We start from the raw sequence: 20208 nt of genomic DNA, 5'->3' as shown, positions 1-20208 counted from the left end.
CGCGTACGCAGCCCGACAGTCAAACAGGCGTTTGAAACATACGTTTACGCCCTACCCTTGTCAAGCATCCAAACCGACCACCCGGTCACACCCGAGCGCCGGCTTCAGGGGAGCATCGAGGATGCCATCCTGTTATCCAGTAAAGCGCATGGCAGAGCCTCCGGCACGTCATGAAGACGGCCGGAGGGTGGGAGAAAAAAGAAAGGGGAAGCGTCCGTCAGGCGCGGATATCGATGAGGGTGCCGAGCGTTTCGTCGGCGGCCTGGATGACCTTGGCGCCGGCCTCGACTTCATGCTGGCCACGGCGCAAATCCACCAGGTGATCGGCCAGCGCGTCGCTGGTCGTTGTGCGCGCACCGGCACCGGCGATCTCCGCACCGGCCTGATCGACACGGCGCTGACCGCTCTGGACCGAGCTCAGGCCGGCGGCAAAAGCATTACCGGAGATTTCCATCTGCGCGCCTCCCAGAAAAAAGCAGCAAGTGGCCATCATTCAAGCAGACTTACGCCATCCAGGCCAGAGACCTGTTACAACTCGAGAATACTCAGGTCAAGATGCGCCGCGACGGCAACGGGCGTCGCCGGCGATAGATGCGGCACCCGACCGATGCACGGCGCCGGCAGGCGCTCGGCCAGGGTTGCGAGGTTTTCTTCGAGCCGCGACGTCTGTGGGTCGACAATGTTGGCGACCCAGCCGGCCAGTTGCAGGCCATCGCGCTGGATCGCCTCGGCACTGAGGACCGCGTGGTTTATACAGCCCAGGCGCACCCCTACCACCAGAATCACTGGCAAGCCAAGGGCGATAGCCAGGTCGGAGAGGCTTTCCTCTCCTGCCAGCGGAACGCGCCAACCGCCGGCACCTTCCACCACGGAGAAATCGGCACCGAGCTCCAGCACAGAGCGCACAGGCCCGGCCAGCGCAGCGACGCTCAGCTTCACGCCTGCTTCCCGCGCGGCGAGATGCGGCGCGATGGCTGGTTCGAAGGCGAATGGATTCACCTGTTCATACGTCAGCGGCAGGCTGGATTCGCCTAGCAGCGCCAGCGCATCGGAATTGCGCAGACCTTCGGCGCTACGCTCGCAACCGGATGCCACCGGCTTGGCCGCCGCGGTGGAAAGCCCAGCCAGGCGCGCCGAGTGCAGCAGACCGGCAGCGATGGTGGTTTTGCCGATCTCGGTGTCGGTACCGGTAATGAAGTAGGCGTGGGACATGCTGTTCCTCTGGTACTCGTTGCGGGAGCGGAAATCAGGATTTGCGCAAGACGGCATAGACCACCCGGTAGGTGGCCGGGAGCCCCTGGGGCTGCCGGAAGCGTTCGTAGGCCGCGACCAGCGCCCGTACCCGCTCGCGGCCGGTCAGGCCGTCAGGGCGTCCGGGGTTGAGGTTATGCGCACCGAGTGCCTTGAGTTCATGGGTCAGGCTGCGCAGGTCGGGGAAGTGCAGGACGCGGTCCTCGGTGCACAGCTCCAGCACGTCCAGATCGCTTTCTGCGCAATACCTCTGGTAGTCCTCGAAGGCACGGAAGCGGTTCACATGGACGAATCCGTCCACCGCCTCCCAGCTCCGCCGAAGCTCACCGAGCGTACCTATGCACAGGCTGCTGAAGGCCAACATGCCGTTGGGGCGCAATACACGCCTGGCCTCGCCCAGCACCGCAGGCAGGTCCGCACACCACTGCAGCGCAAGGCTGGAAAACAACAGGTCGCAGGCGCCTTCACGCAACGGCAGGTGCTCGGCGTCACCGCCAATGAAATGCTCAGCGCCGCCCAGTTCGCGAGCATGGCGCAGCATGCCCTCGGCGATATCCACGGCCAGGCCCTGCGCCTGCGGATAACGAGACGCCAGCGCCCGCGTGAAGTATCCCGTGCCACTGCCGAGGTCGACCCAACGCCGCGGCACAGGCTCGCCCGGTAGCAGGCTCAGCAGTTGCGAGCCAACCGCGCGCTGCAGATCGGCTACCGCGTCGTAGGTTTCCGCGGCACGGGAGAAGGATGCAGCCACCTGGCGCTTGTCAGGCAGCGCGCTGCGTTCAGGCATCGTCGCCCTCATGGATGAACTTCAGGATGGCGCCGGCCACCTCGTCCGGCCGCTCCAGCGGCAAGCCGTGGCTGGCACCGGGAATCACACTTGCCTCGACGTCCGGCAGCCACTCCAGCAAGGCCTCGGCAGCGCCGGGCGGCACCAGTGCGTCGCTGCCCGCGAACAGGTGCAACTGAGGGCCGGGATAGCGGCCCAGGGCGGCGCGGGTGTCGAGTTGGCCAAGCAGTTGCAGACCGGCGGTCAGGCCGTCGACATCCAGTTGCGGCAGCGCCACCTGCAGTTGCCGGGAAAGGGTGCGGGCATCGCGAGCACCCTGGCTGACCAGCAGGGTGAAGCGTTTGCGGGTGAGCGCAGGCTCCAGCAGGAACGCTTCGAAGAAGTCCTCGAACACTTCGCCGGCCATCGCCTCAGGCCAGTCGTCGCGGCGGCGGAAGCACACGTTGCTGGCCAGCGTCACCAACCCGCGACAGGACTCTCCACGACGCGCCGCCAACTCGGCGGCGAGCATCCCGCCCAGCGACCAGCCGGCTATCCAGGCGTCGTGGGCGACGTTGTCGTCCAACTCGTCGAGCCACACGTTCGGGTCGGCATCGCCGGGCAGCGGCTCGATCTGCACGTTCAGGTGCGGCGACTGTTCCAGCAGCGCATCGCGCAACGGCTCCAGCGGGGCGCTGCCCAGGCCCCAGCCCGGCAGCAGGATCAGTTGGTCACGCATCATCGCCCTCCTCGGCATCGATCTCTGCCAGAAGGCTAGACGACACGCGCTGCCAGCTTTCCGCGAGGGCCACCAACAGACGGTCGACCTGTGCCTCGCTGTGCAGCGCGGAAAGCGTTACGCGCAGGCGCGCAGTGCCGGCAGGCACGGTCGGAGGACGGATCGCTCCGACGAGGATGCCGCGCTCGCGCAGCTCGGCCGACAGCGCCAGGGCCTGGCGGCTGCCGCCGATGAGAATCGGCTGGATCGGCGTAGGACTGTCCATCAGGCGCAGGCCGATGGCTTCGGCCCCCGAGCGGAATCGGGCGATCAGGCTGTTCAGGTGCTTGCGGCGCCAGTGTTCGCGGCGCAGCAGCTCCAGGCTCTTCAGCGTGGCACAGGCCACCGCTGGCGGCTGGCTGGTGGTATAGATGTAGGGGCGGGCGAACTGAATCAAGGTCTCGATCAGTTCCTCGCTCCCGGCGACGAATGCACCGGCGGTGCCGAAAGCCTTGCCGAGCGTCCCGACCAATACCGGCACATCGTCGGCGCCGAGCCCGAAGTGCTCGACGATGCCGCCGCCATTCGCACCCAGCAGGCCGAAGCCGTGGGCGTCGTCCACCATCACCCAGGCGCCCTGCTTTCTAGCCGCCGCGCAAAGGCTGGGCAGGTCGGCAAGGTCGCCGTCCATGCTGAAGACGCCATCGGTCACGACCAGGGTGCTGCCTTCGGACCTTGTCAGGCGCGCGGCAAGGCTGGCGGCGTCGTTGTGCAGATAGCGCGAGAAACGCGCGCCGGAAAGCAGGCCGGCATCCAGCAGCGAGGCGTGGTTGAGGCGGTCCTCCAGTACGCTGTCACCCTTTCCGACCAGCGCGGTGACAGTACCCAGGTTGGCCATGTAGCCGGTGGAGAACAGCAGCGCGCGCGGGCGTCCGGTGAACTCCGCGAGCGCCAGCTCAAGATCGTGGTGCGGGCCGCAGTGGCCATTGACCAGGTGCGAGGCTCCGCCGCCCACACCCCAGCGCTCGGCGCCGGCGCGCAGCGCGGCGATCACCTCGGGATGGCTGGCCAGGCCCAGGTAGTCGTTGGAACAGAACGCCAGCATCCGCCGGCCGTCGATGACCACCTCCGGCCCCTGCGGACTCTCCAGCAACGGGCGTTGGCGGTAGAGATCGTCCGCCCTGCGCTGGGCAAGGCGGGCGGTAAGATCGAAAGACATGCGCAACCCTCTTGGCGTTGGCGGGCCGAAGCCCGCCAGCCCTCATGCCTGCAGGAGGTCGATTGCCCGCGGAGAAGCTTTCGCCAATCGACCCGCTGCTGCATAGACAAGCAAATCAGGCCGAGGCCGCGTTGTAGAAAAGCTGTGAGTCACGCTGCTCGACCAGCGCCTGCTCGATGGCTGCCTGATGCACCTCATCGGCGTGCTCCTCGCGCTCTTCCGGCTTGATGCCCAGACGCGCGAACAGTTGCATGTCCTTCTCGGCCTGCGGGTTGCCGGTAGTCAGCAGCTTCTCGCCGTAGAAGATCGAGTTGGCGCCGGCCATGAAAGCCAACGCCTGCATCTGCTCGTTCATCTGCTCGCGCCCGGCGGACAGGCGCACATGGGATTTCGGCATCAGGATGCGGGCGACGGCCAGGGTGCGGATGAAGTCGAACGGATCGACATCCTTTTCATCGGCCAGCGGGGTGCCCTTGACCTTCACCAGCATGTTGATCGGCACCGATTCCGGATGCTCCGGCAGGTTCGCCAACTGGATCAGCAGGCCGGCGCGGTCATCCACCGACTCGCCCATGCCGAGGATACCGCCGGAGCAGATCTTCATTCCCGCCTCGCGCACGTAGGCCAGGGTCTGCAGGCGCTCGCCGTAGGTGCGCGTGGTGATGATGTTGCCGTAGAACTCCGGCGAGGTATCGAGGTTGTGGTTGTAGTAGTCCAGCCCCGCCTCGGCCAGCGCCAGGGTCTGATCCTGGGTCAGCTTGCCGAGGGTCATGCAGGTTTCCAGGCCAAGCTTCTTCACGCCCTTCACCATTTCCAGCACGTAAGGCATGTCCTTGGCCGACGGGTGTTTCCAGGCCGCGCCCATGCAGAAGCGCGTCGAGCCGATGGCCTTTGCCTCGGCGGCGGCCTCCAGCACCTTCTGCACCTCCATCAGCTTTTCCTTGTCCAGGCCGGTGTTGTAGTGGCCGGACTGCGGACAGTACTTGCAGTCCTCCGGGCAGGCGCCAGTCTTGATCGACAGCAACGTGGAAACCTGCACGCGGTTCGGGTCGAAATGCGCCCGGTGCACGGTCTGCGCCTGGAACAACAGATCGTTGAAAGGTTGTTCGAACAGGGCGCGGACTTCGGCGAGAGTCCAGTCGTGGCGGGTAACCTGGGCTGCTGTGGCACTCATGGGAATTTCCTTTCGACGCTGTCGGGGCGCCTTCTTGTCGAGATATCCGGCGGCACGCCACCGGGATTCAGGCTAAAGGCATCATATGTGGGGCTGTGACGCTGTCAACCAAAGTCACGACACAGGTCGACAAGTGATCAAATATCGATCAATTCCATTGCCTTCCTGCCGACGGCTGAACCCGCCCGGCCAAATACCGCTCCAATCAGCATGAATAGCCAGGAGTCATTACCCAGATGGGAACAGAAGGATTCTTCGACAGCCTCGGCCAGATGGTCGGCAAGGCGATCCGTTTCATCGTCGACTTGCTGTCGGGGGTGCTCGGCGGCCTGTGGGGTGCGATGGACGATTTTTTCCACGGCCTGGCACGGGCCATCGGAATTGACGTCTCGATCTTCAGTTTTGTCCTGCTCTTCCTTGGCCTGTTGCTGCTCTACAGTGGCATCCGCGCCTTCATGCGGCGCTCGATTTTCGGAGGCCTGATCTGGACGTTGCTCGGCCTGCTGGTACTTAGCTGGCTGATCCACTGACGGCCTCGCCCACGGAGAGGCCAGATGCACCCGATGAACTGGCGCCCCGCCTGGTGGCGCCCACGTGTTTCCTGCCTGTTGTGCGGTGCGCAGGCCGACGACGGACGCCTGCCGCTGTGCAGCGGCTGCGATGCCGACCTGCCGTGGCTCGCCGGGCGCTGTTCGATCTGTGCCGTGCCGCTCCCCGCGCATGGCCTCACCTGCGGTCAATGCCTGCGCCGCGCGCCGGCTTACGAACGCGTCGAGGCACCATTGCGCTATGGCTTTCCCGTCGATGTACTGGTCACCCGCTTCAAGCACCAGGCCAACGCGCCGCTCGGGCGGTTACTCGCGCAGTTGCTGGCCCGCCATCTGATGCACGCCTTCGACGACGGCCTGCCACGCCCCGACCGCCTGGTGCCGGTGCCGCTCTCCGCCGCTCGCCAGCGCCAGCGCGGCTTCAATCAGGCGGCACTACTCTCCGCCTGGCTGGGCGAGCCCACCGGCCTGACCGTGGATGGCCGCCTGGTAAGGCGCATCCAGGACACTCCCGCGCAACAGGGGCTCGACGCAGCGACCCGCAAACGCAACCTGCGGCATGCCTTCGCCCTCTCCGAGCCGAGCGCCGCCAGCGGGCTGCACCTGGCGCTGGTGGACGATGTGCTCACTACCGGCGCCACCGCCCAGGCGCTCGCCCGCCTGCTGCGCCAGGCCGGTGCCGAGCGCGTGGATGTGTACTGCCTGGCGCGCACGCCAGCCCCGGAATAGACGACCGCTCATCCACTTTCACCGCAACTGCCCCTTGCCTTTTGTCGGCAAGCATCGGAGCCTCGCCGCATACCAATAAGCACTCGCGAACCCATGACCACCCTCAGCCTGCTGACCCAGCATGTCACCCGTCGACCACAGCGCATCGCCCTGCTCGCGCAAATAGCCCAGCTCGGCTCCATCACCCATGCAGCCAAGGCCGCAGGGATGAGCTACAAAACCGCCTGGGATGCCATCGACGAGCTCAACAACCTTTCCGACCGCCCACTGGTGGAACGCAGTGTCGGCGGCAAGGGCGGTGGCGGCGCGCGCCTGACGGTCGAAGGCGAACGCCTGCTGGCGCTCTACCAGCGCCTGGAGGCCCTGCGCGAACATATCGTCGAGCATGTCGAACACCAGGCCGACCTGGAACTGATCGGCCGCCTGATGATGCGCACCAGCGCTCGCAACCAGTTACACGGCCGTATCTGCGCGATAGAGGCCGCCGGCCTCAACGACCTGGTTTGCATCGAACTGCCCGGCGGCTCCCGCATCCACGCCCGCGTGACGCGCGAGAGCACCGAAAAGCTGGAGCTGCGCGAAGGCCAGCCGGTGGTCGCACTGATGAAGGCCGGCTGGTTATACATCGATCTGCCGAAGGTCCCCTGCCCCGAGGGACTCAATGCGTTGGAAGGCCATATCGACGACATCCGCGAAGCCGACGACGGCCCAAGCGAGGTGCGCATCCAGTTGCCCAGCGGACAGATGCTCTGCGCCCTCACAGACCCCGAGCGAATCGAGATCCTGCGCCTGAAACCCGGAGCGCAGGTCCGCGCACAGTTCTCGCCGGGCCAGGTCATCATCGGTACGCCCCTGTAGTTTCCCTGCCATATATCAAGCCCTGCGCCGCGGCGACGCGCTCCAATAGCCGCCGACGGCCCGCCCATCCCTCGCGGGTCCGGTGGTTCGCCCTGTCAGGAGCCCGACCATGCGCCGATTGCTATGCCTCTTCGCCTTTCCCCTGCTGCTGTCGCTGCCGCTGGTCAGCCATGCCGGTCCCGATGTCCTGCGCGTCGGGGCCAGCGAGGCACTGATGCCAACCCTGGAACCGCTGGTGGATCGCTACCAGATCGAAACCCGCAACAAGGTACTGTTGATCGGCGGCGGAACCGACGAGTTAGGCGAGCAGGTCCGCCAGGGCACGCCATATGACGTACTGATCTCCGAACAAGCGGCCGCCCTGACGCATCTTCATCACCAGGGCCACGGCGAGAAGCCCCGCCCGGTGGCCTGTCAGGCCCGGCCGATGCAGGAACTGACCCTGGTACGCGGCGAGCGGCGCGCACTGGCCAGCCACTTCCTCGACTATCTCGAGCACCACGACTGCAACAGGCACTGAGGCAACGCTCTCGCGGAGGTACACTAGGCGGTCTGCACACAGCCCGGATCGCCGCCATGTCCCATCCCTTCTCCGACCTCACGCCCGATCTGGTTCTCGATGCCGTGGAAAGCATCGGCTTTCTCAGTGACGCCCGCGTGCTGGCGCTCAATAGTTACGAAAATCGCGTCTACCAGGTGGGCATCGAGGGTAGCGAACCGCTGATCGCCAAGTTCTACCGCCCCGGCCGCTGGAGCACCGAGGCCATTCTCGAAGAACACGCCTACGCCAGGGAACTTGCCGAATGCGAAGTACCAGTGGTGGCCCCGCTGGTGCACGACGGCCGCACCCTGTTCGAGCACGCAGGCTTTCGCTTCGCCCTCTTCCCTCGCCGCGGCGGCCGCGCGCCGGAGCCAGGCAATCTCGACCAGCTCTACCGCCTGGGCCAACTGCTCGGTCGATTGCATGCGGTAGGCGCGAGCCGGCCATTCGAGCATCGCGAAGCGCTGACTGTGGATAACTTTGGCCACCAGTCGCTGGCGACACTGCTGGAGGGCGACTTCATTCCGAAAAGCCTGCTGCCAGCCTATGAATCCGTGGCCCGCGACCTATTGAAGAAGATCGAGGATCTCTACCAGCGCGTCAGCTACACCCCCATTCGCATGCACGGCGACTGCCACCCCGGCAACCTGTTGTGCCGGGACGAAACGTTCCATGTCGTCGACCTCGACGACTGCCGCATGGGTCCGGCGGTTCAGGACCTGTGGATGATGCTCGCCGGCGAGCGCCACGAGCGGCTCGGGCAGCTCTCCGAACTGGTGGACGGCTACCAGGAATTCCACGACTTCAACCCGCGCGAACTGCCGCTGATCGAGGGCCTGCGCGCCCTGCGCCTGATGCACTACAGCGCCTGGCTGGCGCGCCGCTGGGACGATCCGGCCTTCCCGCCGAGCTTCCCCTGGTTCGGCAGCGAGCGTTATTGGGGCGAGCAGGTGCTGGTGCTGCGCGAGCAATTGGCGGCGCTGGATGAAGAACCGTTGCGGCTGTTCTGACCCAACGCAGGCGCCATCCGCGTCAATGGCGCCGACCTGGCGGCTCTCCCATGCAGCGTAACGAGATCGTTACGCACATTCAGGGGTCATCCCTGCCTCCTTGGCTGCGCCGGCACAGACAAGCCCGGATACGCCCCCTAGAATTGTGCAGCCACTCATTAGCGACCTAATCAAGGAAGTTTCATGGCCACCGCCAACCCCCGTCAGGGGTATGTCCTGGGCCTGACCGCCTACGTCATCTGGGGACTGTTCCCCATCTACTTCAAACTGCTCGAACGCATTCCCGCGCTGGAAATCATCACCCATCGCGCCATCTGGTCCGCCATGTTCGGCACCCTGCTCCTGCTGGTGTGGAAACACCCCGGCTGGTGGCGCGAACTGCGCGAGAACCCCAGGCGCTTCGCCGTGCTCGGCGCAAGTGGCGTGCTGATCGCCAGCAACTGGCTGGTGTACGTCTGGGCGGTGAACAACGGCCACATGATCGAGGCCAGCCTGGGCTATTACATCAACCCGCTGATCAACGTGCTGCTCGGCCTGGTGATCCTGCGCGAGCGCCTGCGACCGCTGCAGTGGGTAGCGGTTGGCCTGGCTGCGCTCGGCGTCGCCCAGCAGCTCTGGCAACTGGGAAGCCTGCCGTGGGTCTCGCTGGTGCTGGCGCTGACCTTCGGCTTCTACGGGCTGATCCGCAAGCAGGCGCCGGTTGCCGCGCTGCCCGGCCTGGTGGTGGAAACCTGGATGCTGCTGCCACTGGCGCTTGGCTGGCTGCTACTGTTCGCCGACGGGCCAAGCACCCACCTCGAATTCTGGAGCACCCGCGAAGCGCTCTGGCTGGCCGCCGCAGGCCCGATCACCCTCGTGCCGCTGGTATGCTTCAACGCCGCCGCGCGCCACCTTCCCTACGCCACCCTGGGGTTCCTGCAATACCTGGCGCCAACCCTGGTATTGCTGCAAGCCATCTTCCTGTTCGGCGAGCACCTGGACAGTACGCGCATGGTCTCCTTCGGCTGTATCTGGCTGGCGCTGGTCGTCTATAGCGTGGATATCTGGTACCGCCTTTCTCGCGGCGACTGACCGTTTTTTGACCGCAGGAGCGAACCCCACGGCTCACGCGGCACTCAGCGAATCACCACCAGATTATCCACAGCCACGTCCCGCGAAATCGGGGATAAGCGCAGCGCCACAACGCTTATCCCCACGCCACCGACTCGCACTCTCTGCGGCAGGTGTTCCCCACACCGGCAGATCATTTTTTGATCAACACAGCGAAAGCCACGGTTTGCAAGCCATACAGGAGAATTCCCATAGCTTTTCCACAGGGCGATCCCCGCGCTTTGTGAATGCTCGCGGAGCCCCTGATCAGGAAGTGGACAGATCCCCAGATATCCCGTAGTTCATGGCATACAGCCATTCACGAACGGCTTTTCCACAGACTCTTCCAGCACTTTTGTGCACAGCGCAGTGACTCATCACGGGAAAGCCGCACAAGGAAAGCAAGGCACTACAGTGTGGCCAAAAAATGACCAACCACGCAGAGACCCCGCATCTTCTGGCCGACAGGGCTTTATCAACAGAAAGCTAACGGGTTGATCCACGCATTGAGTGCACAATTGAAAACACACGCGTGGATATCTCGGCAGGGCAAAATCCGCAAGGGATGGGCCTTGCGCGCATCAACTCACAGAGAGCGCACAGACTTTTCCACAGAACATCCGATAGCGGAAGAAGATCAGTCCCCGCTGTGGAAATTCATTTCCACCATCAGATCGTCCGCCAGTTCCTCCAGTCGCGCCTGCAGCACCTCAAGCGACAGCGTCAGCGGCACCGCCAGCAGCGCTTCGGCGTGGAACAACGGTTCGCCGCTCATGGGCGCGGGCAGCACTTCGGTGGTCAGGCGCTCCAGATTGACGCCGTGCTCGGTCAGCAGGCGGGTGATGTCCCGCACGATACCGGGGCGGTCGTTGCCCACCAGGTCGAGATGAATAGGCTTCCAGTTGCAGGCCGGCTCAATGCCGCTTTCCGCGAGCAACACACGAATCCCGTGATCCGCGAGTCCCTGCAGGCCCTCGACCAGTTCGTCATACCCTTCGGCGGGAACCGCCACCCGCAGGATGCCGGCGAACTGGCCGGCCATGCGCGACATTCGGCTTTCCAGCCAGTTGCCGCCATGCGCGGCGATGCACTGGGCGACACGCTCGACCAGACCGGGCTGGTCCGGGGCGATGACAGTGAGAACGAGATGGTCCATTGGGCAGCCTCCGCTAGGCCGAAAGATCCAGCCAATAGGTGTAGAACTTGTCGTCGCGCCGGTATCCCAGCCGTTCGTAGAGCGCCTGCCCGGCATGATTGGTCTTGGCCGTTTCCAGCATGAGGCCGCACGCACCGGTGGCTTCGCCGTGGGCGCGGGCGGCATTCATCAGCGCTTCGCCATAGCCGTCGCGGCGCGCGGCCGGCAGCACGTAGAGGTCGCTGACCAGCCAGGCCGGCTGCAGGGAAAGCGAAGCGAAGAACGGATAGAGCTGGACGAACCCGACTGCCAGCCCATCGATGCTGCGCGCGACGAATACCGTGGACTCGCCACGCTCGATGCGCGGCTGGAGAAAGGCGCGGATAGCCGAATGCGGCGCAGGGACTTCATAGAAGTCGAGGTAGCCGGAGAACAGCGGTACCAGGTCGTCGAGATCGGCGGTGGTGGCAAGCGTCACGGACATGCGGGATTCTCCAGAAGGAAAACGCAGTATAGGCATGCCGAGAGTAGCTGGCTGCGACGGGGTGCCACAGATACCCAGTCGGGCTATACGTGTACAGTTTTAAGATTTATCTGGAACAATCCATAAAAACTTTGCGAACATATTACCTGCTACGTGACTGAGATGCGTACTTTGGTCTAACCGCGACGCAAGCCCACTGATTTTTCCCACGGCATCATGTAGTATTCCGCGGCTCGGACTACAAGGCGTTTTGCCTGTGTCCCGAGCTGGTCCTGAGCAGAGTGAGGCAAGCAATGACTGAACGCGTTCAAGTCGGTGGCCTGCAGGTCGCCAAAGTCCTGTTCGACTTCGTTAACAACGAAGCCATTCCCGGCACCGGCGTCGACGCCGGCAAGTTCTGGGCAGGTGTGGAAGCCGTGATCAATGATCTGGCCCCCAAGAACAAAGCCCTGCTCGCCAAGCGCGACGACCTCCAGGCGAAGATCGACGGCTGGCACCAGGCTCGCGCCGGTCAGCCGCACGATGCGGCAGCCTACAAGGCGTTCCTGCAGGAAATCGGTTACCTGCTGCCGGAAGCTGCTGACTTCCAGGCCAGCACCCAGAATGTCGACGAAGAAATCGCTCGCATGGCCGGCCCGCAGCTGGTCGTGCCGGTGATGAATGCCCGCTTCGCCCTGAACGCATCCAACGCCCGCTGGGGCTCGCTGTACGATGCACTGTACGGCACCGACGCGATCAGCGAAGAGAACGGCGCCGAGAAGGGCAAGGGCTACAACAAGGTTCGCGGTGACAAGGTGATCGCCTTCGCCCGCGCCTTCCTGGACGAAGCTGCCGCACTGGAAGCAGGCTCCCACGTCGACGCCACCGCCTACACCGTGAAGAGCGGCGCGCTGGTCGTCACCCTGAAAGACGGCCGCGAGACCGGCCTGAAGAACGCCGCGCAGTTCCTGGCCTTCCAGGGCGACGCCGACAAACCGAAGGCCGTGCTGCTCAAGCACAATGGCCTGCACTTCGAAATCCAGATCGATCCCACCAGCCCGATCGGCCAGACCGATGCCGCTGGCGTGAAAGATGTCCTGATGGAGTCCGCGCTGACCACCATCATGGATTGCGAAGACTCGGTCGCCGCCGTCGACGCCGACGACAAGGTCGTGATCTACCGCAACTGGCTGGGCCTGATGAAGGGCGACCTGGCTGAAGAAGTCAGCAAGGGCGGCAGCACCTTCATCCGTACCATGAATCCGGACCGCGTATACACCAAGGCCGACGGTTCCGAGCTGACCCTGCACGGCCGCTCCCTGCTGTTCGTGCGCAACGTCGGCCACCTGATGACCAACCCGGCAATCCTCGACGCTCAGGGCAACGAGGTGCCAGAAGGCATCCAGGACGGTCTGTTCACCAGCCTGATCGCCATCCACAACCTGAATGGCAACACCAGCCGCAAGAACAGCCGCACCGGCAGCGTCTACATCGTCAAGCCGAAGATGCACGGCCCGGAAGAAGTCGCCTTCGCCGCCGAAATCTTCAGCCGCGTCGAGGAACTGCTCGGCCTGCCGCGCAACACTCTGAAAGTCGGCATCATGGACGAAGAGCGCCGCACCACCGTCAACCTGAAGGCCTGCATCAAGGCCGCCGCCGAGCGCGTGGTGTTCATCAACACCGGCTTCCTCGACCGCACCGGTGACGAAATCCACACTTCGATGGAAGCCGGCGCAATGGTGCGCAAGGGCGCCATGAAAACCGAGAAGTGGATCGGCTCCTACGAGAACAACAACGTCGACGTTGGCCTGGCCACCGGCCTGCAGGGCAAGGCGCAGATCGGCAAAGGCATGTGGGCGATGCCCGACCTGATGGCCGCGATGCTCGAGCAGAAGATCGCTCACCCGCTGGCTGGCGCCAACACTGCCTGGGTTCCGTCGCCAACCGCCGCCACCCTGCACGCGCTGCACTACCACAAGGTCGACGTGTTCGCCCGCCAGGCCGAACTGGCCAAGCGTACACCGGCTTCGGTAGACGACATCCTGACCATTCCGCTGGCCCCGAACACCAACTGGAGCGCGGAAGAGATCAAGAACGAGCTGGACAACAACGCCCAGGGCATTCTCGGCTATGTGGTCCGCTGGATCGACCAGGGCGTCGGCTGCTCCAAGGTGCCGGACATCAACGACATCGGCCTGATGGAAGACCGCGCCACCCTGCGTATCTCCAGCCAATTGCTGGCCAACTGGCTGCGCCACGGCGTGGTGACCCAGGAGCAGGTGCTGGAAAGCCTCAAGCGCATGGCAGCGGTGGTCGACCGCCAGAACGCCAACGATCCGCTGTACCGCCCGATGGCGCCGAACTTCGATGACAACGTGGCCTTCCAGGCTGCGCTGGAACTGGTTATCGAAGGCACCAAGCAGCCCAACGGCTACACCGAGCCGGTCCTGCACCGCCGCCGCCGCGAGTTCAAGGCCAAGAACGGCCTGTAAGAACTTCACGCAGCGCTGAAGAAACCGCCCTCCGGGGCGGTTTTTTTATGGCTGCCGTTCCTGGATCGATCACAGTTCTGCCCGTTTCTTCCGCTTGTTGCTGACCGCCAGTAACGCTTGTGCACAATTTTTGTGTACAAAATCCCCACTGCGTACGATCCCTCCCCCTTATTAATTTGACTCTCAAGTCAATGATCCACCTGAAAAAATCAGCTCCAGCCGATTTCGATCGACAGCGGAACCGCACCAAACAAGGGCGCCAGCCAACTTTGCCGATATTGCGGAAAAGGAGATTCGAGACAGTGAATTCGCACTGGCACGGATTTGGCTTTTGCATACAAACCTAAAAAAGCCGTGCATACAAAATCCGAGTAGCCCATGACCCCCAGCCCAACCCACCTGTCCGGCGTTTCCCCTCTTCAATCTGTCGATAGCGCGGCTCCCGCCAGCGAAGCCGCGCCGACGCTCAGCCCGCGCCTGTACAGCGCCGACCTCGCGCCAAGCAGCGCCGAGGGCCGCAGTTGGGGCCGCTACAGCCTATTCGCGCTGTGGACCAACGATGTACACAACATCGCCAACTACTCGTTTGCCATCGGCCTCTTCGCACTGGGCATGAGTGGCGCGCAGATCCTCGCTGCCTTCGCCCTCGGCGCACTGGTGATCTACGGGCTGATGAACCTGTCGGGCTACATGGGCCAGAAGACCGGCCTGCCCTACCCGGTGATGTGCCGGATCAGCTTCGGCATCCACGGCGCGCAGATTCCGGCCTTGATCCGTGCGGTGATCGCCATTGCCTGGTTCGGCATCCAGACCTATCTCGCCTCGGTGGTGCTGCGCGTATTGCTCACCGCCATCGCTCCGGACCTCAAGGAGTTCGACCAGAGCTCGATCCTCGGCCTTTCGCCCCTGGGCTGGATAACCTTCCTCGGCATCTGGTGCGCACAGCTGGTGATCTTCGCCTACGGCATGGAGATGGTACGCCGCTACGAATCCTTCGCCGGCCCGATCATCCTGGTCGCCTTCGCCAGCCTCGCCGGATGGATGTACTGGCGCAGCGGCCTGTCGATTTCCTGGTCCAGCGGCAATGCGCCCGAGGGCTCGGCGATGTGGCTGAAGGTCCTGGGCGCGGCTGCGCTGTGGGTATCGCTGTACGGCACCATGATCCTCAATTTCTGCGATTTCACCCGCAACTGCCCGGACCGCCGCACCATCAGCGTGGGCAACTTCTGGGGGCTGCCGGTGAACATGCTCGGCTTCGCGGTGATCGCCGTCGTGCTGGCCGGTGCGCAGTTCAGCATCGACGGCAAGCTGGTGCAGAGCCCGACCGAGATCGTCGCCGCCATCCCCGACACCATCGGCCTGGTACTGGCCTGCCTGGCCTTCCTGATCGTCACCGTGGCGGTCAACATCATGGCCAACTTCGTAGCCCCGGCGTACGTGCTGACCAACCTCGCGCCTAACCTGCTGAACTTCCGCCGCGCCGGCCTGCTCAGCGCCACCATCGCGGTGCTGATTCTGCCGTGGCACCTCTATAACAGCCCGGCGGTGATCGTGTACTTCCTCGGCGGCCTGGGTGCACTGCTGGGCCCGCTGTACGGCATTATCGTCACTGACTACTACCTGGTGCGCCGTACCCGCGTGAACCTGCCGGAGCTGTATAGCGAAAGTCGCGACGCCGCCTACCACTATCGCGGCGGCGTCAACCCGCGTGCCGTGGCGGCATTCGTTCCGGCCGCGCTGATCGCCATTGTCCTGGCGTTGCTGCCGGCGTTCGAAGCGCTGTCGCACTTTTCCTGGTTCTTCGGTGCCGGGCTTGGTGCGCTGATTCACTTCGCCCTGGCCGACCGCAACCGCGCCTATACCGACGTCTCCGGCGAGAGCATCGCGGTGGACAGCGTGCACCACTGAGTGATCGTCTTGCGCAAAGGCCGCCCCAAGAGCGGCCTTTTCGTTCAGCGCGCCAGCAGGAAATCCAACACCGCGGCCTCGAACTCGCGCGGGAATTCGACATTCGACAAGTGCACCGCCGGCAGCGTCAGCAGGCGCGCACCGGGAATCGAGTTGGCGATCGATGCGCCGTGGCTGGCGGCGGTAACGGTATCGTATTGCCCGGAGATCACCAGCGTGGGCAGCCGGACCGACGCCAGGTCAGGGCGCAGATCGGCCTCCTGAACCGCGGCGAACGAACCGGCCAATCCGTGTCGATTGGTCGCCAGCAGCATGGCGCGGAAGCGTTCGACCTGCGTATTCGCGCCCTCCAGCCACGTCGCCGGGAACCAGTTGCCGAGGAAGGTCGCTGCGGTCCCCTGCATGTCCACCGCCTGCAGCACCTCGGAGATGCGCTCGTCCCACTGCCGCGCCGGCCCAAGCCACGCAGATGTATTGGCCAGCACCAGCCGCTCCATCCGTTCGGGCGCGTGCACCGCCAACCACTGACCGACGATGCCGCCCAGCGACAGGCCGAGGAAGTGCGCGCGCTGCACACCCAGCGCGTCGAGCAGTTCGACAACATCCATCCCCAGCCGCGCCAGCGAATAGGGCGCAGGTGGAACGCTGGAGGCGCCATGCCCACGGGCGTCATAGCGCAGCACACGGAAGTGGCGGCTCAGTGCGGGGATCTGCCCATCCCACATCAGCAGCGTGGTGCCGATGGAGTTGGACAGCACAAGCAACGGCAGCTCAGCCGGGCCATCCAGGCGGTAGGCGATCAGGGCGTCGTCGGAAGTACGCAGGTAGAACAGCTTGCTCATGGAGCTCTCCTCGATTCGTTGGCCATATGGCCGCTCGGTGATCAAGGAAGCTACTTGCGATTGATTCCTGGAAAAATTACAAAGCACTTAACAGCTCTGTCAGGAATACTGACATGCACGACTTCACCCTGCACGACCTGCAATGCTTCGACGCAGTGATCAGCGCTGGCGGTTTCCAGGCTGCGGCGGCCCTGCTGAATCGCTCGCATCCGGCAGTATTTGCCGCAGTCGCCCGCCTTGAGCGACAGTTGGATCTGGAGTTACTGGACCGCAGCGGCTACCGGGTGGGGTTGACTGTCGCCGGTGAGTCCTTCCATCGCCGTGCCCAGGGGCTACTGCGCGAACTGGACAGCCTGCGCGGCCACGCCGAGCACCTTGCCGCCGGCGAAGAGAGCGAACTGAGCGTGGTGATCGGCGATATCTGCCCGCCCGCTCCCGCCCTGGCGTTGCTCGCGCGCTTCTTCGCCGAACACCCGCAAACCCGCCTGAACCTGTACTTCGAAAGTGTCAGCGGCCCGCTGGAGCGTCTGCTGGACGGCGAGGCTGACCTGATCCTGCATCGCGTGGACAAGGCCGACCCGCGCCTGGAATGGATCGGCCTGAGCGACATCGACTTCGTCCCGGTGATTGCGCCGAGCCTGCTCCCTGCGGAGCCTCCCGCCGATGTGCATCCGGCGCAGTTGCGCAACCTGACACAATGCGTGATGCGCGACAGCGCGCAGCACTCACCGCCGGTGGACTTCTTCACCCTCGACGGCGCGCACCAATGCACGGTGGCCGACCAGTCCATGAAGAAGGAACTGCTGCTGCACGGCTTGGCCTGGGGCCATCTGCCGCGTTATCTGGTGGCGGCGGAACTGGCGGACGGCCGCTTGTGCGACCTGAGCAGCCGCCATCTGCGGGGACGGCGCGAGGAGCTGGCGGCTGTGCGCCGCCAGGATCGGCCGCACGGCCCTGTGGCGGAGCGCCTGTGGCAGTTTCTGAAGCAGGAAGCGCCGAACTTCAGCGCCTGTTGATACCTCAGTTGCGGCTCATCGGCCCGCGCACCGGCTGCTCGCGCAGGTGGCAAACCTCGCTGACCGGTGCACCGGCGGCCAGCAGCGCCTCGCGCTGCTGGAGAATCGGCGTGCGTGCAATGGCGCGCTCGAAGACGTTCAGCCGCTGGAATGCCGGCAACGCGAACGCCGCGTCGAGTAACGCGGCCAGCTTCGGCCAGCGCTGGGCATCGAGCTGATAGCGGGCGAACTGCGCGTTACGCATGAAACAGGCAACGCTGATGTCAGCGATAGACAGCTCGCCGAACAGCCAGCCGCTGGCCGGCATCTGCGCCTCCAGGTAGTCGAATACCGCCGGCAGGTCTTGCTCGTAAGTCTTCGTCAGCACCGCCTGGTCCGGCTCACGGCCCCAGACGCCACGGCCGATCACCAATTGATCGAACAACTGCCAGATCACCACCTGGCCCATGCGACTGTCGGCGAACTCCTCGATCCAGCGCGCCCGCGCCCGCACGGCGATGTCCGAGGGATACAACGCAGGCTCGGGGTAGCGCTCCTCGATGTACTGGCAGATCACCGAGGAATCGTTGAGCACCAGATCGCCATCCACCAGCACCGGCACCTGGCGCAGTGGGCTCAGGCGCTCGAAGGCCTCATTGCCGAAGAACGGCACGATGGGATCGACGCGATACTCCACGCCCTTCAGTTCCAGCATGACCAGCGCCTTGCGCACGTAGGGTGAGAGATAGGAGCCAATGATCAGCAGCGGTTCGGCCATGTCGGTCTTCCGGGGAACGGGAGATCCGATTGTAGAACCCGGCGATGCGCGCAAAAAGCCGACAAGCGCGGATTGCAGGGATTGCGGCAGTTTGCGATCATTTGCGAATAGTTCTCGTTTTTGAATTCATTCCCAGTCTGGGAAATGGGGGAGCAGGGTGTCGGCCGTCCAGATAGGCAATGGCGAACGCGTGGGTGCGCTGTACCGCGATCATCGCGACTGGCTGACCGCCTGGCTCAACCGCAGCCTGGGCTGCCCTCAACGCGCCGAAGACCTGAGCCAGGACACCTTCGTCCGCGTGCTTGGCCGCCGCGAACTACCCTCCCTGCGCGAGCCGCGCGCCTTCCTGGTGACCATCGCCCGCGGCCTTCTGGTCGACCACTGGCGCCGGCTGGCGCTGGAGCAGGCGTACCTGGAAGAGCTGCAACTGATGCCCGAAGCCGTGCAACCTTCGGCGCAAGAGCACTGCCTGATCCTTGCCGACCTGCGGGAAATCGACCGCCTGCTCGGCAGCCTGTCTGCCCGCGCGCGCAGCGCCTTCCTGCTCAACCGCCTGGATGGACTGGGCCATGCCGAGATTGCCGAGCACCTCGGGGTTTCCGTTTCCCGCGTGCGCCAGTACATCGCCCAGGGCCTGCGCCAGTGCTATATCGCGCTGTACGGAACGCCGACGTGAACGACCCGGTTTCCCTGAGCATCCTTGACGAAGCGATCAGTTGGCAATTGCGCCTGGGCTCCGGCGATGCCCGCCCGGACGACGAAACCGCATTCGCCCGCTGGCATGCCGCGCACAGCGAACACGCCCGCGCCTGGAGCCAACTGGGCATGCTCGACCGCAGCCTCGCCGGCGCCGCTCCCAAGGCCGCACGCAATGCCCTTCTGCGCTCGCCGCGGGAAGCCCGGCAGAAGGTCCGCCGGCTGGCCGGCGGCGCGCTATCGCTGCTGCTGGTCGGCGCGCTCGCCCTCGGCGCGGGCAATCGCTACATGCCGATGCGCTACGCCTTCTCCGACCTGCTCACCGGCACCGGCGAACAGCGCGCGCTGCGCCTGCCCGACAACACTCTGCTGCGCCTCGACAGCCGCACCGCGGTGAACGTGCGCTTCGACGCCGGGCAACGCCGCATCGTGCTGCTCAGCGGCGAGATCATGGTCGAGACCGCCCACGGCGATAGCCGCCCATTCATCGTCGAGACCGACGACGGCCGCCTGCGCGCCCTCGGCACGCGCTTCCTGGTAGAGCGCGACGGCGACCACGGCACCCTGCTCAGCGTCCTGCAATCGGCGGTCGCCGCGCGATCGGAACGGCTGGCGCAGGAAACCGTCATAGCCCAGGGGCAGCGCGTACGCGTAATGCCCGATGGCCTCGGTCCGGTTGAGGCCGGCAGTGCCACCGCCGACGCCTGGACCCACGGCATGCTGGTTGTCGACAACGTGCGCCTGGCAGAGCTGATCGCCCGGCTGTCCCGCTATAGCCCCGGTTACCTGGGTATCGACCCGGCGGTGGCCGACCTGCGCATCACCGGCAGCTTCCCGCTGCACAACATCGCCCTGGCCCTGGCCTCGCTGGAGCCGACCCTGCCGGTGCGCATCGAGAAGCACGGGCAGTGGTGGTCGCGCGTGGTGCCGCGCGGCTGAATCCGACGGAGCTGGCCGTAACGGCGCTCCCGCGCAAGTCAGATCCAGCGGGCATTG

General features: G+C 64.8%; 21 protein-coding genes. 11 read left to right on the top strand and 10 right to left on the bottom strand.

Annotation, left to right across the window (positions count from 1 at the left end):
• Window positions 1–217: 217 nt before the first annotated feature.
• The 6 genes from OU419_RS02715 to bioB form a co-directional block, all read right to left on the bottom strand.
• Complete coding sequence (locus OU419_RS02715; RefSeq protein WP_254470158.1) at window positions 218–454, bottom strand: hypothetical protein; 237 nt, start codon at window positions 452–454, stop codon at window positions 218–220.
• Window positions 455–528: 74 nt separating this feature from the next.
• Window positions 529–1212 carry a dethiobiotin synthase gene (bioD, locus tag OU419_RS02710; protein ID WP_254470157.1) on the bottom strand — a complete coding sequence of 228 codons (684 nt, stop codon included), beginning with the start codon at window positions 1210–1212 and terminating at the stop codon, window positions 529–531.
• Window positions 1213–1246: 34 nt separating this feature from the next.
• Complete coding sequence (gene bioC / locus OU419_RS02705) at window positions 1247–2050, bottom strand: malonyl-ACP O-methyltransferase BioC (protein WP_254470156.1); 804 nt, start codon at window positions 2048–2050, stop codon at window positions 1247–1249.
• Window positions 2031–2756, bottom strand: coding sequence for an alpha/beta fold hydrolase (locus OU419_RS02700; RefSeq protein WP_254470155.1), 726 nt, complete (start codon window positions 2754–2756; stop codon window positions 2031–2033). The genes bioC and OU419_RS02700 overlap by 20 nt, the downstream gene beginning before the upstream one ends.
• Window positions 2749–3954 carry an 8-amino-7-oxononanoate synthase gene (gene bioF / locus OU419_RS02695; protein ID WP_254470154.1) on the bottom strand — a complete coding sequence of 402 codons (1206 nt, stop codon included), beginning with the start codon at window positions 3952–3954 and terminating at the stop codon, window positions 2749–2751. Before bioF ends, OU419_RS02700 begins: the two co-directional genes overlap by 8 nt.
• Window positions 3955–4069: 115 nt before the next feature.
• Window positions 4070–5128: a biotin synthase BioB gene (gene bioB / locus OU419_RS02690; protein ID WP_254470153.1), complete on the bottom strand. Its 1059-nt coding sequence runs from the start codon at window positions 5126–5128 to the stop codon at window positions 4070–4072.
• A gap of 236 nt (window positions 5129–5364) precedes the next feature.
• Here bioB and OU419_RS02685 point away from each other — a divergent pair, with 236 nt between their 5' ends.
• The 6 genes from OU419_RS02685 (at window position 5365) to rarD (ending at window position 9885) form a co-directional block, all read left to right on the top strand.
• A complete protein-coding gene (locus OU419_RS02685) occupies window positions 5365–5658 on the top strand; it encodes a hypothetical protein (RefSeq protein WP_254470152.1) in 294 nt (97 codons plus the stop codon).
• Between the two features lie 24 nt (window positions 5659–5682).
• The gene (locus OU419_RS02680; RefSeq protein WP_254470151.1) at window positions 5683–6405 is read left to right on the top strand and encodes a ComF family protein; all 723 of its coding nucleotides are present in this window, start codon (window positions 5683–5685) and stop codon (window positions 6403–6405) included.
• 93 nt (window positions 6406–6498) lie between these two features.
• On the top strand, window positions 6499–7263 hold the full coding sequence (locus OU419_RS02675) for a TOBE domain-containing protein (protein WP_254470150.1): 765 nt from the start codon (window positions 6499–6501) through the stop codon (window positions 7261–7263).
• A 109-nt stretch (window positions 7264–7372) separates the two neighbouring features.
• The gene (locus OU419_RS02670; RefSeq protein ID WP_254470149.1) at window positions 7373–7783 is read left to right on the top strand and encodes a substrate-binding domain-containing protein; all 411 of its coding nucleotides are present in this window, start codon (window positions 7373–7375) and stop codon (window positions 7781–7783) included.
• 56 nt (window positions 7784–7839) lie between these two features.
• Window positions 7840–8814: a serine/threonine protein kinase gene (locus OU419_RS02665; RefSeq protein WP_254470148.1), complete on the top strand. Its 975-nt coding sequence runs from the start codon at window positions 7840–7842 to the stop codon at window positions 8812–8814.
• A 183-nt stretch (window positions 8815–8997) separates the two neighbouring features.
• Window positions 8998–9885 (top strand): EamA family transporter RarD, encoded by an 888-nt coding sequence (rarD, locus tag OU419_RS02660; protein WP_254470147.1) that lies wholly within the window; start codon window positions 8998–9000, stop codon window positions 9883–9885.
• A gap of 655 nt (window positions 9886–10540) precedes the next feature.
• Here the strand turns inward: rarD and OU419_RS02655 are convergent.
• Both OU419_RS02655 and OU419_RS02650 read right to left on the bottom strand, forming a co-directional pair.
• Window positions 10541–11059 (bottom strand): glycine cleavage system protein R, encoded by a 519-nt coding sequence (locus OU419_RS02655; protein ID WP_254470146.1) that lies wholly within the window; start codon window positions 11057–11059, stop codon window positions 10541–10543.
• 13 nt (window positions 11060–11072) lie between these two features.
• Window positions 11073–11522, bottom strand: coding sequence for a GNAT family N-acetyltransferase (locus OU419_RS02650; protein ID WP_254470145.1), 450 nt, complete (start codon window positions 11520–11522; stop codon window positions 11073–11075).
• A 293-nt stretch (window positions 11523–11815) separates the two neighbouring features.
• Here OU419_RS02650 and OU419_RS02645 point away from each other — a divergent pair, with 293 nt between their 5' ends.
• Window positions 11816–13993, top strand: a complete 2178-nt coding sequence (locus OU419_RS02645; RefSeq protein ID WP_254470144.1) for a malate synthase G — start codon at window positions 11816–11818, stop codon at window positions 13991–13993.
• A 378-nt stretch (window positions 13994–14371) separates the two neighbouring features.
• Window positions 14372–15901, top strand: coding sequence for an NCS1 family nucleobase:cation symporter-1 (locus tag OU419_RS02640; RefSeq protein WP_254470143.1), 1530 nt, complete (start codon window positions 14372–14374; stop codon window positions 15899–15901).
• Window positions 15902–15945: 44 nt separating this feature from the next.
• On the opposite strand, the gene pcaD is transcribed toward OU419_RS02640, so the two are convergent.
• Window positions 15946–16743 carry a 3-oxoadipate enol-lactonase gene (gene pcaD, locus OU419_RS02635; RefSeq protein ID WP_254470142.1) on the bottom strand — a complete coding sequence of 266 codons (798 nt, stop codon included), beginning with the start codon at window positions 16741–16743 and terminating at the stop codon, window positions 15946–15948.
• A 113-nt stretch (window positions 16744–16856) separates the two neighbouring features.
• Here pcaD and OU419_RS02630 point away from each other — a divergent pair, with 113 nt between their 5' ends.
• Window positions 16857–17759, top strand: coding sequence for a LysR family transcriptional regulator (locus OU419_RS02630; RefSeq protein ID WP_254470141.1), 903 nt, complete (start codon window positions 16857–16859; stop codon window positions 17757–17759).
• A gap of 4 nt (window positions 17760–17763) precedes the next feature.
• Here OU419_RS02630 and OU419_RS02625 read toward each other — a convergent pair whose 3' ends face one another.
• Window positions 17764–18516: a glutathione S-transferase family protein gene (locus OU419_RS02625; RefSeq protein ID WP_254470140.1), complete on the bottom strand. Its 753-nt coding sequence runs from the start codon at window positions 18514–18516 to the stop codon at window positions 17764–17766.
• Window positions 18517–18673: 157 nt separating this feature from the next.
• Here OU419_RS02625 and OU419_RS02620 point away from each other — a divergent pair, with 157 nt between their 5' ends.
• Window positions 18674–19192, top strand: coding sequence for an RNA polymerase sigma factor (locus tag OU419_RS02620; RefSeq protein WP_254470139.1), 519 nt, complete (start codon window positions 18674–18676; stop codon window positions 19190–19192).
• A complete protein-coding gene (locus OU419_RS02615; RefSeq protein WP_254470138.1) occupies window positions 19189–20151 on the top strand; it encodes a FecR domain-containing protein in 963 nt (320 codons plus the stop codon). Before OU419_RS02620 ends, OU419_RS02615 begins: the two co-directional genes overlap by 4 nt.
• Window positions 20152–20208: the final 57 nt, after the last annotated feature.

Source organism: Pseudomonas triclosanedens, assembly GCF_026686735.1.
GTDB classification, from domain to species: domain Bacteria; phylum Pseudomonadota; class Gammaproteobacteria; order Pseudomonadales; family Pseudomonadaceae; genus Pseudomonas; species Pseudomonas triclosanedens.
Note: the sequence above shows the minus strand (reverse complement) of the source record. Positions and strands in the feature narration are given on the sequence as shown.